We start from the raw sequence: 15,298 nt of genomic DNA on the forward strand, positions 1-15,298 counted from the left end.
GGCGGCTTTATGCCCGGCAGGCATTTAGCAAACGGCGGGTTTTCAGGCAATATGAGCGCTGGCTTTATCTTTGAAGCACCCGTAGAGACTCTTCAATGGCATCCGACAATACCGAACAAGCCTGTTGGCACCCGGAAACACTGGCAATCCGCGGCGGTCGCGAAATCAGCGAATATCGCGAACATAGCCAAAGCCTGCATCTGACTTCCAGCTTCACCTACGATTCGGCGGAACAGGCCGCGGCCATGTTTCTGGGCGAGCTGGACGGCTATACCTACTCCCGCTTCACCAATCCCACTGTCGCCGCCTTTCAGCAGCGCTTGGCGCTGATGGAGGGGGGCGAGCGCGCCATCGCCACCGCCACTGGCATGGCGGCTATCCAGGCCATCATGATGAGCCTGCTCAAGGCCGGCGACCACATCTTGTCTTCGCAAAGCCTGTTTGGCTCCACCACCAATCTGTTCGCCGGCCTGCTGGCCAAGTTTGGCGTGGAAACCACCTTTGTCGACGCCACAAACCTGCAAGCCTGGCGCGATGCCGCGCGGCCCAATACCCGTTTGTTGTTTCTGGAAACGCCGTCCAATCCTTTAACGGAAATCGCCGACATCGCCGCCATCGCCCAGATTGCGCATCAGCGCGACGCCTTGCTGGTGGTGGACAACAGCTTCTGTTCTCCGGCCTTGCAGCAGCCGTTGAAACTGGGGGCGGATCTGGTGATGCATTCCGCCACCAAATATCTCGACGGGCATGGCCGGGTGATGGGCGGTGCGGTAGTGGGCAGCGATGCGTTGATCGAACAGATTTATCTGCATGTGCGTACCGCCGGCCCCACGCTGGCCCCGTTTAATGCCTGGACGCTGCTCTCCGGCATGGAAACCCTGCATTTGCGGATGGAAAAGCACAGCGCCAGCGCGCTGGAGTTGGCGCGCTGGCTGGAAGCCCAGCCGGCGGTGGAGCGGGTGTTCTATCCGGGGCTGGCCAGTCATCCGCAACACGAGCTGGCGCTTCGCCAGCAAAGCGGCGGCGGCGCGGTGGTGTCCTTCGTGGTCAAGGGCGGCAGGGAGGAGGCTTGGCGAGTGGTTGACCGGGTGCAGTTGATTTCCCGTACCGCCAATCTGGGCGACGTCAAATCCACCATCACCCATCCGGCGTCCACGACGCATGCCCGCATCACGCCGGAGGCCAGAGCCAAGGCCGGGATCGTGGAAGGCCTGTTGCGGGTGGCCGTGGGCCTGGAGCATGTCGAAGACCTGAAGCGGGATTTGGCACGCGGCCTTGACTAAACGCTTTCAACATGTGTTTCATTCAAACGGCAGTCTAAAATACGGACTGCCGCTTTTGTTGCCGCCCTGTTGAGTTTGGCCCGAGCGCTGTCGAGACATGTCTTGACATTCATCAAATTAAAACGTAAGTTTGAAACGCTTGTTCGAAAGCTGAAATGAGCAAGACCATAAAACCAGCAAATACAAAAAAGGCACTGGAAAACATGGAAGCAAGCCGCCCCGATACCGCCACCCGCATTCTGGACGTTGCAGAACGCTTGTTTGTGGAGCACGGTTTCGAAGCGACCTCGCTGCGCATGATTACCCAGCAAGCCGAGGTAAACCTGGCCGCGGTGAATTACCACTTCGGCTCCAAGGATGCGTTGTTCGAGTCTGTGTTCATGCGCAGGTTGGCCCCGTTGATAGCGGACTGCCTGGCGGAACTGGATAAGCTGGAGGCGGTGGCCTCGGAGGAGAAACTGTCGGTGGAAGGCTTGGTGCTGTCGTTCATACGCCCTTGTCTATCGCTGTCCAAGGACCCGTCGCGCGGCGGGGCGATGTTCGTGCGCTTGTTGTCGCGCACCTTGGTGGAAAATCATCGTCTGTTGCGTGAAACCATCTCCCAGCAGTACAGCGTGTTCGTCCAGCGTTACAGTCGCGCGTTTCAGCGCGCCTTGCCCTTGCTGGACACGGAGCAGTTGGCCTGGAGAATGCATCTTGCGTTCAGCGTCATGTTCAATGCCTTTGCAGGCAACGATGTGTTGAAGATCTTTACTCGAAGTCAGATCGTCAGCGCGCGGGATCCGGACATGATCGTCAAATACCTCGTGCCCTTTGTCATGGCTGGCCTGGTCGCGCCCATGGAAGGCTGATTCCGGAGCGCAGGGCAGGACGTGCCGATCGCGGCCGCGTCCCTTGCTGTTGCCGCCGGAATGGAAGGGTCAACACGAGGGTAAAACAAAATGATATCTGCCGTTGTTCTGGTCGTGCTGCTGGGCGCGCTGGCGTATTTCCGCGCGCCTGTTCTGGCCTGGACCGTGGGGCTGGCCGTCTGGCTCGCCGCGCTCCAGTTTATCTTCCACTGCCCGCTGCCGCCGGCGGCCTGGGCTGTTTTCGCGGTGGTCGCCGCCGTTCTCAATCTTCCGCCGCTGCGCCGCGCCGTGTTCACCGGCCCGGTGTTCGGCGTGTTCAAGAAAATCACGCCGGCGATGTCACAGACCGAGCAGGAAGCCATCAATGCCGGCACGGTATGGTGGGATCGCGACCTGTTCTCCGGCAAGCCGGACTGGAATCGTCTGCTGTCTTTCCCCGATCCCAAGCTGACGCCGGAAGAGCAGGCCTTCATCGACGGCCCCACCGAACAGCTGTGCGCGATGATCGACGACTGGAAGATCACCCACGAGCTGAAGGATCTGCCGGCGGAAGTGTGGCAGTTCATCAAGGACAACGGCTTCCTGGGCATGATCGTCAAGAAGCAGTACGGCGGTCTGGAGTTCTCCAATTACGCCCACGCCAAGGTGGTCACCAAGATCGCCACCCGCGGCGGCACCGCCGCGGTGTCGGTGATGGTGCCCAACTCCCTGGGGCCGGGCGAGCTGCTGCAACACTACGGCACGGAGGAGCAGAAGGACTATTATCTGCCCCGTCTGGCCAAGGGCCTGGAAATCCCGTGCTTCGCGCTGACCAGCCCTTATGCGGGTTCGGACGCCGGCAGCATCCCCGACTACGGCATCGTCTGCCGCGGCAGCTACACCCATCCGCGCACCGGCGAGCGTTTCGACGATGTGCTCGGCCTGCGCGTCAGCTGGGAAAAGCGCTGGATCACTCTGGCTCCGGTGGCCACCATCCTGGGCCTGGCGTTCAAGATGTACGACCCGGAGCATCTGCTGGGCGATAAGGAAGACCTGGGCATCACTTGCGCGCTGGTCCCCACCGAGCACGAAGGCGTGGCCATCGGCCGGCGCCATTTCCCCGGCGGCGCGGCCTTCATGAATGGTCCGACCTGGGGCAAGGACGTGTTCATTCCGCTGGACTGGATCATCGGCGGCCGCGAGTTCGCCGGTCAGGGTTGGCGCATGCTGGTTGAATGCTTGTCGGTGGGTCGTTGCATCTCCCTGCCGGCGATGTCGGTGGCTTCCGGCAAGATGAGCACCTTCGTCACGGGCGCCTACGCGCGCATCCGCGATCAGTTCGGCCTGCCCATCGGCAAGTTCGAGGGCGTGGACGAGGCGATGGCGCGCATCGGCGGCTACACCTATCAGATGGAGGCCTCGCAGGACTTGGCGCTGACCGGTCTCGATACCGGCGAGAAACCGTCGGTGTTGTCGGCCATCCTCAAGTACCACAACACCGAGCGCATGCGCAAAGCCATCAACGACGCGATGGACATCCATGGCGGCAAGGCGGTGGTGCTGGGGCCGCGCAACTACCTGGCGCGAGCTTATCAGGCGATTCCGATCGGCATCACCGTCGAAGGCGCCAACATCCTGACGCGCTCGATGATTATCTACGGTCAGGGCGCCATCCGCTGCCATCCCTTCGTGTTGCGCGAGATGAAGGCGGCCATGGCCAACGATGGCAAGGAGTTCGATGCCGCCATCACGGGTCACATCAACTTTGTGATCAGCAATGTGGTTCGTTCCTTGTGGCTGGGCTTGAGCGGGTCGCGTTTCGTCGGCGCCCCGCGCGGCGGCGAAGTGGGGGTTTACTATCGTCGGTTGACTCGTTTCTCCAGCGCTTTCGCCTTGCTGTCCGATATGGCGATGTTCAGCCTGGGCGGCAGCCTTAAATTCCGCGAGAAGTTGTCCGCGCGTCTGGGCGACATGCTCTCCGGCCTTTACATCGCCTCCGCCTGCTTGAAGCGCTTCGAGCGCGACGGCGCGCCCAAGGAAGACCTGGCGGTCTTGCAGTGGTCGGTGGAAAACGCTTTGTACGATGTGCAGCAGGCGATGGACGGCTTCCTCGCCAACTTGCCCAGCCGCATGCTGGCCGTGGTGTTGCGCAAGCTGATCTTCCCGTGGGGCCTGACGCTCAAGCCGGCGTCCGACCGCGTCGGCACCCAGGTGGCGCGCGCGATGATGGAGCCCGGCGCGACGCGTGAACGGCTGACGCGCGGCATGTATCTGCCAAAAGAAGAGGGCGATGCCGTGGGCGTGCTGGCTCACGCGCTGGAGGCCGTGCTGGCCACCGAGCCGCTGGAGCAAAAGCTGCGCAAACTGGCGCGCGACGGCAAGTTTGTTTCCGTTACCGCGCGCGAGCGCCTGGCGGAAGCCTTGGCGGCCGGTTTGCTCAATCAGGCCGAGTTCGACGCCGTCAGCCGTGCGCGCAAGCTCAAGCGCGACGTGATCATGGTGGACGACTTCGACAAGATGCTGGAGCAACATGATGACAAGCTGTTGCAGCGCTTGATCTTCTGAGCGTAAGGGGTAAGATTTGCCGGGATTCGTCCCGGCATTTCACGCCAGCGGCTGCGATGACGGCCGCTGGCGTGAAATGACGAAAGTCGCCAAAGCCGAGCGACGAGCAATAACAAAGGAGTGAGCATGGACCGCCCTGAAGTCCGGATTCCCACGCTGCGCGTGCGCGCGCTGCCAACCAGCACCAATGCTTACGGCCGAGTCCAGGCCGGTTGGCTGATGAATCAGATCGACATGGCCGGCAGCCTGGACGCCGAGCGCTTGTCGCGCGGCCCGGTGACCACGGTGGCGGTCAATACCTTTCAGTTCGCCGCGCCCATTCTGCTGGGCGACGTGGTAGACCTTTATGTCGAGCGGCTGCGAATCGGCCAGAAATCCATCACCTTGAAAATCACCGTCGAGGCGGAGCGCATAGACGGCTCGCATGAGGCGATTACCGAAGTGGTTGCCACGTATGTGGCGATTGATAATGATGGTAAATCGCGTATTTTGGGTGAAATTTAGCGTTGTTCGACGCTTTTTAATATGCTTGTTGCAGAAATGTCTCATTAAACGTTTGTTTGGAACAAACACTCCAAAACCTTGTGGAATTGCTCTAATTCTCTGGTAGCATCAAATATGACCACTGCTTTTTATTGGTCATCTAACACCTAAGAACACTATAGCAACGCCAAAGAGAGAGGGAGAACATGAAACTCAAGCACCTCAGCCTGTCCGTGATGGTCATGGGCGCAACATTCGGTCTAATGTCCACCCAGGCCGTGGCCTCGGGTTATCAGTTTGGTTCGCAGAGCGTGTCCGGCCAGGGCACGGCGCATGCCAACGGCGCCGAGGCCAACGATCCTTCCACCATTTTCGCCAACCCGGCCGGTTTGTCGCGGTTGGAGGGCACCCAGATTTCCGGTGGCGCCACTCTGGTGGTGCCGCATTCCGAGTACACCGACAGTGGCTCTACCCGGGCCGTGTTGATCCCCGGCGCCACTGCCCAACCGGCTGGTGGCAGCAATGGTGGTAGTTTTGCGCCCAAGGCGGTGGCAGCTCCTAACTTCTACCTGTCGCACAAACTGAACGACAAGATCAATCTGGGTCTGGGCATATTCGTACCCTATGGCGCCAAGTTGGACTATGGCTTTGACTGGGCTGGCCGTTACGCGCTGAAGAGTGTGAATCTGCAATCGTTCAACATCAACCCGTCGATGTCGTTCAAGCTGGATGACCGCCATTCCTTTGGCTTCGGCATTTCCGCCCAGTACATGAATGCGTCGTTGGACCAAATGGCTGACGCTTCCACTGGTGTGAATGCCCGTATTTTCCAGACGGCCTACCAGCAAGCACTGGCGGGTGGCGCTTCGCAGGCAGTTGCTCTGGCCCAAGCCCGTGGCGCGGTTGGCGCGGCTGCGGTGAATGGTGATGGCCTGGCGCATGTTGAGGGTGACGACTGGGGCTTCGGTTGGAATATCGGCTATATGTTCCAGCTGAATGAGAACACCCGCTTTGGCCTAGCTTACCGCTCCAGCATTAAGCAGTCCTTGAGCGGCTCATCCACTTGGACATTCAACAATGTCACCAATAACGCTATTCCCGGTTTGCCACAAAACGGAGCTGGCGCGGTGGCTAAGGGCAAGCACCCGGATGCTACGGCCAAGGTGGATGTCACCACGCCGGAAACCGCATCCGCCAACTTCTTCCATCAGCTGAATCCGAAGTGGGCGGTGATGGGCGATGTGACTTGGGTCGCCAACTCGCAAATGAAAGAGATTGTGATTCAGCAGTCCACGGTGGGCGGTGTGGCTCAGGGCGATATGGTGATTCACCAGAACTGGCGCGACACTTGGCGCGTGTCCTTGGGCGCCAACTACCAGTACAGCGATGCTTGGCTGTTCCGCGGCGGCGTGGCTTGGGAGCAGTCGCCGTTGCAGTCCGATAAAGATCGTCACCCGGCGCTGCCGGATAGCGACCGCTTGTGGCTGTCGCTGGGCGCCAACTACAAGATCAATAAGCAAAGCTCGGTCGACTTCGCCTATAGCTTCATCAACTTCACCAACGCCAATGTGAACTACACCGACGGCTGCAGCCCGGCCGGCACTAGCCCGACAACCGGCGCGGCTTGCACAGGTAACGGCGGCACGGTGAAGGGTAGCTACAAGACCTATCTGCAGTTGGTCGGTCTGCAATATAACTATCGGTTTTAATTGAATCGGCGCCGCAGAGCGCGCGGATTTCAGGCCGGGCGGGCGCGGTGGCGCTCGCCCGGTTTTTACGTTTGCGGCGCGTCGAGTTTTCCGCTTGTTTTCTCCCTCTATTTTTCCATTTACCCCCTGTTTTTTTGCCCAAATTGGGTTAGACTTATTTGTGAGAAAAGCGAGTGTTTGATATTTTTCAATACAGGCTTTTTCCAGCTGCGCTTGAGTCGCCGCCATAGTGGCTGCCAGCGCGGTTTTTCAGTAGATTGACGGATATCCATCGGCGATGAGGCGATGCCTTCGCCGCCAGGGTTCCGGGCGGGCCGGGCTTTATCATAATCACTTCCCGGCCGGTCAGTTGTGCCGGCTGCAGCGGCGGCGCGCCGCCGACTCAGCGCAAGGACGAACAACGCCCGTCCTTGAAGCAGGCTGAGCAGGCGAGAGGGGCCTGTCTCATGTTGTGTTTCAACAAAACGAGGAAACCATGTCTCAAACCAAGTTCAACGTACGCAAGGTAGCCGTGCTAGGCGCTGGCGTGATGGGGGCTCAAATCGCCGCCCATCTGGTGAATGCCAAAGTACCGACCATCCTGTTTGACTTGCCGGCCAAGGAAGGCGACAAGAACGGCATCGTGCTCAAGGCGCTGGAAGGCTTGAAAAAGCAGAAGCCGGCCCCCTTGGCCAATAAGGATGCCGTCAACCACATTCAGCCGGCCAACTACGACGACCACCTGCACCTCTTGAAGGATTGCGACCTGGTGATCGAAGCCATCGCCGAACGCATGGACTGGAAGGCGGACCTGTACCACAAAGTGGCGCCGCACCTGGGCGAGCACACCATTTTCGCCACCAATACTTCCGGCTTGTCGATCAACACGCTGGCGCAAAGCTGCCCGGACAATGTGCGCCCGCGTTTCTGCGGCGTGCACTTCTTCAATCCGCCGCGCTATATGCATCTGGTGGAAATCATTCCCTGCCTGACTTCGGACGCGCACATTCTGGATAATCTGGAGCGCTTCCTTGTGTCCAGCCTGGGCAAGGGCGTGGTTCGCGCCAAGGATACCCCCAACTTCGTCGCCAACCGCATCGGCGTCTTCTCGATGCTGGCCACCATCGCCAACGCCGCCAAGTTCGGCATTCGCTTCGACGTGGTGGACGATCTGACCGGTCCGCGCCTGGGTCGCCCCAAATCGGCGACCTTCCGCACCGCCGACGTGGTGGGCCTGGATACCTTCGCCCACGTGGTCAAGACCATGCAGGACACTCTGCCGCAAGACCCGTGGCATGGTCTGTTCCAGACTCCGGAGTGGATGCAGAAGCTGATCGCGGCCGGCGCGCTGGGCGCCAAGACCAAGGCCGGCATCTACAAAAAAGACGGCAAGCGCATGCTGGTGCTGGATCCGGCCAAGGGCGAATACGTTGGTGCCGGCGAGAAGGGCGACGACGCGGTCAAGGACATTTTGAAGATTGCCAACCCGGCGGAAAAATTCCAGAAACTGCGCGAAAGCAGCCATCCGCAGGCGCAATTCCTGTGGGCATGTTTCCGCGATGTGTTCCATTACATCTCCCACCATCTGGCCGATATCGCCAATTGCGCGCGCGACGTCGACTTTGCCATCCGCTGGGGCTTCGGCTGGAGCGTGGGTCCGTTCGAGACCTGGCAAGCCGCCGGCTGGCAACAAGTGGCCAAGTGGCTGGACGAGGACGTGAAAGCCGGCAAGGCGCTGAGCGCCGCCGCGCTGCCTGCCTGGGTATTGCAGGGCGACCGCGCCGGCGTGCATTTCGCCGAAGGTTCTTTCGACCCCGCCGGCAACAAGTTGGTGGGCCGTTCCACGCTGGATGTGTACCAGCGTCAGCTGGCGCCTGCCAAAGTGCTGGGCGAAGCGTCCGCTCCGCTGGGTGAAACCGTGTTCGAGAACGAGGGCGTGCGCGCCTTCACCACCGGCGACGAGGTTCTGGTGGTGTCGTTCAAATCGAAGGCCCATGCCATCGGCCCGGCTGTGATCGAAGGCTTGAACAAAGCTATCGATATCGCCGAAGACCGTTTCAAAGGCTTGGTGATCTGGCAGACCGAGGAGCCGTTCTCCGTCGGCGCCGATCTGCAGTCGATGATGCCGGCCTTCATGATGGGCGATTGGGACGCGATTGACGCGACGGTGCGCCGTTTCCAGGAAACCTCGATGCGCCTGCGTTACTGCCAGGTGCCGACGGTGGCCGCTACCCAGGGCTATGTGTTTGGCGGCGGTTGCGAATTCGCGATGCACTGCGACAAGACCGTGGCGGCGCTGGAGTCCTACGTTGGTCTGGTTGAGGTGGGCGTCGGCCTGCTGCCGGGCGGCGGCGGCTGCAAGGAGTTCGCTCTGCGCGCCGCGCAAGAAGCGCGCGGCGACGTGTTGGCCGCATTGAAGGATTACTTCATGGCCATCGCTACCGCCAAAGTGGCCACCAGCGGCTTCGAAGCGCAGGAAATCGGCTTCTTCCGCAATGGCGACCCGGTCGTGTTCAACGCCTACGAGCTGTTGCACGTGGCGAAGCAGCAGGCGATCGCGCTGGCCGAAGCCGGCTATCGTCCGCCGCTCAAGGTCAAGGGCTTCCCGGTGGCGGGCCGCAGCGGCGCTGCGTCGGTCAAGGGCCAGTTGGTGAACATGCTGGAAGGCAACTTTATTTCCAAGCACGACTTCTTCATTGCCGGGCTGATTGCCGACGTGATGACCGGCGGCGACGTCGAGGCGGGCACCCTGGTCAACGAGCAGTGGATTCTGGACCTGGAGCGCAAGGCCTTCATGACCTTGCTGAAAAACTCCAAGACTCAGGACCGCATTGCGAATATGTTGACTACCGGCAAGCCGCTGCGCAACTAAGTGCTTGGGGACGATTCTGCTGCGCGAGCCGATATTGAATGCTGTGATGCTCGCCGTACCCCATGTACGGCTGCGTTTCTCGCTTCGATCTCGGCCCGCTCGCGACGAATCCTCCCGCAAGCGCGGCCAATAGCCAGATGAAAGGCCGCTTGATCGCCGCAAAGCCGATCAGGCGGCCGACAGGAGAATCGAAAATGAGCAAACAAGTACAAGAAGCTTACATCGTCGCCGCCACCCGCACCCCGGTGGGCAAGGCGCCGCGCGGCATGATGCGTCATGTGCGCCCGGACGATATGCTGGCGCACGTGATTACCGGCGCGCTGGCCCAAGTGCCGAATCTGGACCCGAAACTGATTTCCGACTGCGTGGTGGGTTGCGCCTTCCCGGAAGCGGAGCAGGGCCTTAACATGGCGCGTATCGGCGTGCTGTTGGCCGGCCTGCCCAATACCGTGGGCGGCATTACGATCAACCGTTACTGCTCGTCCGGCATCAACGCGGTGCAGATGGCCGCCGATCGCATCCGCCTGGGCGAGGCCGACGTGGTGATCGCCGCGGGAGCCGAGTCGATGTCTCTGGTGCCGATGATGGGCAACAAGGTGTCGTTGAACCCGGAAATCTTCGCCAAGGACGAAAACTACGGCATTGCTTACGGCATGGGTCTGACCGCCGAGAAAGTGGCGCAGCAGTGGGGTGTGTCGCGTGAAGATCAGGATGCGTTCGCAGTGGAATCGCATCGCCGCGCTCTGGCCGCGATTGACGGCGGCAAGTTCAAGAGCGAGATTACGCCGCTGGAGGCGACGTATCGCACGCCCAACCTGGAAACCGGCGAAGTGGCGGTTAAAACCCGAGTCCTGGACACCGACGAAGGTCCGCGTCGCGAGACCACGCTGGAGGGCCTCGCCAAGCTGAAAACGGTGTTCGACGCCAAGGGCTCGGTCACTGCCGGCAACTCTTCGCAGATGTCCGACGGCGCCGGCGCCGTGATTCTGGTGTCCGAGCGCGTGCTCAAGGAGTTCAAGCTGACGCCGCTGGGTCGCTACGTCACCTTCGCGGTCAAGGGCGTGCCGCCGGAAATCATGGGCATTGGTCCGAAAGAGGCGATTCCCGCCGCCTTGAACCAGGCCGGCCTGAAGCAGGACGATCTGAAGTGGATCGAGCTGAACGAGGCGTTTGCGGCTCAGGCTTTGGCGGTGATCCGCGATCTGGAGCTGGATACTTCCAAGGTGAATCCGCATGGCGGCGCCATCGCCCTGGGCCATCCCCTGGGCGCTACCGGCGCCATCCGCACCGCCACCTTGGTGCATGGCATGCGTGACGCCGGGCAAAAGGGCTATGGCATGGTGACCATGTGCATCGGCACCGGCATGGGCGCCGCCGGCATCATCGAAGTGTTGTAAGCTGGATTTGCCCGCTTAAAAAAAACCGGCTTGCAATCGCAAGCCGGTTTTTTATTGCGCGCCACCCCGTGGCGGACAAGGCTTAATCCACTTTGGACAGGGTGTCGAAGTCGCTGTGGCTGCAGTCCTCGTATTCGTGCTGGGGCGTTTTGAGGCGAATTTGATAGGACTTGCCCTGCGCAGCCAGCACCAGTTGCTTGTCCGGCTGCGTCAGTGCTTTGGGCATCAGAAAGTAACGCTGGCCTTTGCGGGAATTGGGCTGGGTAATGTAGATGGCGGTGGAGGGCGGCGAGTCCGCGTGCTCAGGGTCCAGCAGCGATACGCCAACAGGGTTTTGCCCGAGGATTTCTATGCCAACCTTGGTGCCGTTGCTCTGGCGTAGAATGCGGCGGATCACGCCCAGCAATTGAGGATGGTTGTCCGCCTTAACCAGGATGACGCGGCCGATGGCCAACTGCTCCACCGCCTTGCCGATGAAGGTGAGGCCCATGCCGGTGGAGCTGATGTCGTTGATGCGCCAATCGCTGGCGCGCTCGGGGTCCTGCGTCGGCATGTCCTGAACCTTGACTTGATAGGCGACGCGTTCAAAGCCGATGCTGACATGGGCGTTGGACGCATGCAGGGAGCGCTCCGACTTGCGCAGCGACTTGCCGCCGTCGGTAGACCAGCGGATGGCCAGTTTTTCGCATAGAATGGCCCATTCCTCGCGTTCCAGGTCGCCGTTCATGGCCTCTAGGGCGGGAGGGATCCGCCTGTCCAGATCAAACATCAGATCCGCCAGCCGGCTGGTGATTTCGTAGGCGGACCAATAGCGGTGCCATTTGCCGGCCATGCCGCGCAGCATGGCTTGCGGCGGCTCGGGCATCGACAGGTTGTACACGAAAATAGGTTCTTCCACCGGAGGTTGCTTGTCCAGCGGAATGCCCTGGCTCAGCATCATCAGCAATTGGTCGACCGCGACGATTTCCTTGTGCAGCATATTGTCGGTCTGCGCCAGGAACAGCATTCCGGCCTGAATCAGCAACTGTTCACAGCTGAATTCATCCGGGCTGTTCAGGTAAAGCTTGATAGGCTGTCGGGAAAAGCCGCTTTCCTCGGCTTGGCTGAAAAAGCGGAAACCGTTTTGCCACGCCGCGCCTTCCGGCTTCAGGTAGCGCAGCGAATTCCAGGCGATCAGCCGCATCTGATGATGCAGGCCGCGGATGGTGACGATGCGGATTTCGTCTTCCGGCACCGCGTTGGGGTGGCTTTTGTACAGCCGCAAGCAAATCTGGTAGGCGGAGGACAGTTCGTGCCAGTAGGCCAGGATGGTGGGAAGATAGCCTTTGCTGCCGCCTTTGGACTGCAAGTAGTCCTGGCACAGCTGGCGGTGGATATTGTTGGCCTTGTCGTCGACGTAGACCAGGGTTTTGACCCGCTCTTTCAGCGAGATCTCGGTGTCGGTATTGATTTTGGCGACGGCTTTGATGATTTCCACCAAGGCGCCGAAATATTCGGCTTCGGGCAAGTCGCGCACTAATAGGGTTGCGGACTGCGCCACTTCGGAGGCAGTCGTGTTTTTGTTCAGTAGGGAACTGACAAGTGATTTGAAGTCAAACATTTAGCCCGGCTTTATAGGAAATTATGTTTTCATTGGCATATTGCTATATCTTACGCCACGCGCAGGCGCGGGTGAAACGGTAATTCTCATTATTTACCCATATGCTTACAAATAACAATCGCTGGAATCAGCGACAGTGGCTGGCCTCGCTGCTGTTGCTCGGGGTTTTGTCGCAAACGGCCAGGGCGGACGGAACAGAAGAGCTTGGCGTTTATCCGCCGCAGGGTGTGGGTTTGGTGCTGGGCGGCGGCGGCGCGCGGGGTTTTGCCCACCTGGGGGTGCTGAAGGAGCTGGAGCGTTTGCGGGTTCCCATCGCCTGTATCGCGGGAACCAGCGCGGGGGCCCTGATTGGTGGTATTTATGCAAATGGACTGCCTTTGGCGCAGATGGAGCACGAATTCGACGCCGCTGATTGGGATACCTTGTTGTCCGGCAAGCCGACGCGGGCGGACGTGCCGTACGACCGCAAGCGTGATGATTACAAGAACTATCTGGACATTACCTTCGGCCTGAAAAAAGACGGGCTGAAAGTACCGCGCAGTGCGATCAACTCGCAGGAAATCGAGCTGTACATCCATAAGCTGACACGTGACCGCGTGGTGGGTAGTTTCGATCAGCTTCCCATTCCGTTCCGGGCTGTCGCCACTGATCTGGCAACTGGCGAGCCGGTGGTGTTTTCCCAAGGCTCGCTGGCGCGAGCGCTGCGCGCCAGCATGGCGGTGCCGGGATTGTTCGATCTGATCGAGGACGACGATGGCCGCTTGCTGGTGGACGGCGGTTTGGCGCGCAACTTGCCTATTCAGGATGTCAAAGGCCGCTGCGCGGACCGGGTGATCGTCGTCGATGTGTCCACGCCCTTGATGAAGGCGAAAGAGATCAACAGCCTGTTCGACGTGGTGGCGCAGACCTCCAATTTGATGGTCAGCCGCAACGCCAAGGAACAACTGCGCAAGCTGGACAAGCGCGATCTGGTGATCAAGCCGGATCTGAGCGGCTATACCTCGGCCTCCTTCAGCGAACACCAGGCCATCACTCAGCGAGGGGAGGAGGCGGCCAAGGCGCTGGCCAAGCAGTTGTCGGCCTATTCGGTATCCGAAGAGGAATACGCGGCGTGGAAACGCCGACTGGTGCGGCCGCATTTCCCCTTGATCGACAAGATCCAGGTGGAGGGCAAGCCTGGCCAGTTCACCAAGCCGGAGCAATTGGCCAAATCGCTGGCCTTCTCCTCGGTGGTGGAGCCGATCAGCAGCGCCCAGTCCCGCCTGCGCGGCGTGTTCGCCGGAGGCGATTACGACCGGCTGACCTACCGCGTGGACAATGTGTCCGGCCGCAATGTGATGACGGTGTCGCCGCTGGAACGCAGCATTGGCCCTAACTTCCTGCGTTTTGGCTTGAACCTGAACAGCGCGACGCCGGGCGAGAGCAATTTCAACTTTTTGGCCTCGCATGAATGGCGCAACGCCAACAGCGCCGGCGGCGCCTGGCGCAACGATGCGTCCATAGGCCAGAACAAGCTGTTCAAGACCGAGTGGTACCAGCCGCTGTACGAGGGCAGCCCGGTATTCGGCGCCGTGTCCTTGGGCTATCGACAGGACTTTCTGCCGATTTATAACGCTGACCATTCGTTGAATACAGAGTGGAACAACGATGTGGGCAGCGTGCGGCTGGATGGCGGCGTGGCTTTGGGGCAGTACGGCGAGTGGCGGATTGGCGCGTACCGGGACGATAATCACTTCGGTTCCCGAGTATCGTGGTTTCCCGGCTTGGTGCCGCCAAACTTTCGGGATACAGGGGTGGGCACCAGCCTGATAGTCGACCAGTTCGACAACCCGCGCTGGCCGCGCTCCGGCTACTTCTTCAGTGGCCGGTTGACCAAGAGCATTCCGTCCTGGGGCAGCGATGTCAATCTGACCAGTTACAATACGACCTTGGAGTACGCCAAGACGCTGGGCAGCATCACAATAAGGTTGAGCGCCAAGAACAAGGGGGCTTTGAATCTCAAGGACAGAGAGGATGCCCAGACCTTGCCCAGATCGCTGGGCGGCTTTTTGAACCTGAGCGGTTATCAGGAATCCGAACTGATCGGCGATCGCTCGTCCCTTTTCCGCTCCATGCTGTATTGGCGAGCGTCCAGCCTGCCGTCCGCCATTGGATCTGGCGTTTACGCTGGCATCTCGATGGAGCTAGGCAAGATTTGGGGCCGAGTGCGGGCTGAAGATTTAACGTCGCAAGATACTAACTGGATCCCCGCCGGCTCGGTTTTCCTGGCCGCGGACACCATTATCGGGCCGTTCTTCGTTGGCGTCGGCACGGCGAGGGGCGGCAAGCCCACTGCCTATCTGTACTTGGGTTCCGACTACTGAGCGAAGTCCGGGCAGCGCTCGGGCAAACCAAAAACGCTATATGGCTGCGGCCATATAGCGTTTTTTATTGTGCAGCTGTCTGTTTAGTCAGCTGGTTTCTAATCTTTTGGACGGTTGAATTTTTAAGTTGTTGTATTTTCTGTTGTTGATGTGTGACGTAAAAATACAAACGTTTGAATAATTCTGGTGTTTTCAGCGGCTTTCCCCTATTAACAAT

At 60.0% G+C, this 15,298-nt stretch carries 9 protein-coding genes; 8 read left to right on the forward strand and 1 reads right to left on the reverse strand.

The genetic code is table 11. The features are described from left to right. The first annotated feature begins 95 nt into the window (after window positions 1-95). The 7 genes from BR71_RS01385 to BR71_RS01415 all read left to right on the forward strand — a co-directional run bounded on the left by BR71_RS01385 (window position 96) and on the right by BR71_RS01415 (window position 11,118). On the forward strand, window positions 96-1,283 hold the full coding sequence (locus tag BR71_RS01385) for an O-succinylhomoserine sulfhydrylase (protein ID WP_043631554.1): 1,188 nt from the start codon (window positions 96-98) through the stop codon (window positions 1,281-1,283). 203 nt (window positions 1,284-1,486) lie between these two features. After that, window positions 1,487-2,134 (forward strand): TetR/AcrR family transcriptional regulator, encoded by a 648-nt coding sequence (locus BR71_RS01390; RefSeq protein WP_043631562.1) that lies wholly within the window; start codon window positions 1,487-1,489, stop codon window positions 2,132-2,134. A 90-nt stretch (window positions 2,135-2,224) separates the two neighbouring features. Further along, complete coding sequence (locus BR71_RS01395) at window positions 2,225-4,678, forward strand: acyl-CoA dehydrogenase (protein ID WP_043631565.1); 2,454 nt, start codon at window positions 2,225-2,227, stop codon at window positions 4,676-4,678. 126 nt (window positions 4,679-4,804) lie between these two features. After that, complete coding sequence (locus BR71_RS01400) at window positions 4,805-5,182, forward strand: acyl-CoA thioesterase (protein WP_043631568.1); 378 nt, start codon at window positions 4,805-4,807, stop codon at window positions 5,180-5,182. Window positions 5,183-5,367: 185 nt separating this feature from the next. After that, window positions 5,368-6,870, forward strand: a complete 1,503-nt coding sequence (locus BR71_RS01405) for an OmpP1/FadL family transporter (RefSeq protein ID WP_043631571.1) — start codon at window positions 5,368-5,370, stop codon at window positions 6,868-6,870. A 475-nt stretch (window positions 6,871-7,345) separates the two neighbouring features. Next, window positions 7,346-9,721, forward strand: coding sequence for a 3-hydroxyacyl-CoA dehydrogenase/enoyl-CoA hydratase family protein (locus tag BR71_RS01410; RefSeq protein WP_043631574.1), 2,376 nt, complete (start codon window positions 7,346-7,348; stop codon window positions 9,719-9,721). A gap of 194 nt (window positions 9,722-9,915) precedes the next feature. Beyond that, window positions 9,916-11,118, forward strand: a complete 1,203-nt coding sequence (locus BR71_RS01415; protein ID WP_019102934.1) for an acetyl-CoA C-acyltransferase — start codon at window positions 9,916-9,918, stop codon at window positions 11,116-11,118. An 82-nt stretch (window positions 11,119-11,200) separates the two neighbouring features. Here the strand turns inward: BR71_RS01415 and BR71_RS01420 are convergent, their stop codons facing one another. Then, a complete protein-coding gene (locus tag BR71_RS01420) occupies window positions 11,201-12,634 on the reverse strand; it encodes a PilZ domain-containing protein (RefSeq protein ID WP_231138183.1) in 1,434 nt (477 codons plus the stop codon). Window positions 12,635-12,819: 185 nt separating this feature from the next. On the opposite strand from BR71_RS01420, the gene BR71_RS01425 reads away from it, so the two are divergent. Continuing rightward, window positions 12,820-15,081, forward strand: a complete 2,262-nt coding sequence (locus tag BR71_RS01425) for a patatin-like phospholipase family protein (protein WP_043631580.1) — start codon at window positions 12,820-12,822, stop codon at window positions 15,079-15,081. Window positions 15,082-15,298: the final 217 nt, after the last annotated feature.

Source organism: Chromobacterium haemolyticum DSM 19808 (assembly GCF_000711885.1).
GTDB classification, from domain to species: Bacteria; Pseudomonadota; Gammaproteobacteria; order Burkholderiales; family Chromobacteriaceae; genus Chromobacterium; species Chromobacterium haemolyticum.

What these genes read in the sequence shown, in the direction of transcription:
- BR71_RS01385 (WP_043631554.1), top strand. Translation starts at nt 96, where the DNA reads ATGGCATCCGACAATACCGAACAAGCCTGTTGGCACCCGGAAACACTG.
- BR71_RS01390 (WP_043631562.1), top strand. Translation starts at nt 1,487, where the DNA reads ATGGAAGCAAGCCGCCCCGATACCGCCACCCGCATTCTGGACGTTGCA.
- BR71_RS01395 (WP_043631565.1), top strand. Translation starts at nt 2,225, where the DNA reads ATGATATCTGCCGTTGTTCTGGTCGTGCTGCTGGGCGCGCTGGCGTAT.
- BR71_RS01400 (WP_043631568.1), top strand. Translation starts at nt 4,805, where the DNA reads ATGGACCGCCCTGAAGTCCGGATTCCCACGCTGCGCGTGCGCGCGCTG.
- BR71_RS01405 (WP_043631571.1), top strand. Translation starts at nt 5,368, where the DNA reads ATGAAACTCAAGCACCTCAGCCTGTCCGTGATGGTCATGGGCGCAACA.
- BR71_RS01410 (WP_043631574.1), top strand. Translation starts at nt 7,346, where the DNA reads ATGTCTCAAACCAAGTTCAACGTACGCAAGGTAGCCGTGCTAGGCGCT.
- BR71_RS01415 (WP_019102934.1), top strand. Translation starts at nt 9,916, where the DNA reads ATGAGCAAACAAGTACAAGAAGCTTACATCGTCGCCGCCACCCGCACC.
- BR71_RS01425 (WP_043631580.1), top strand. Translation starts at nt 12,820, where the DNA reads ATGCTTACAAATAACAATCGCTGGAATCAGCGACAGTGGCTGGCCTCG.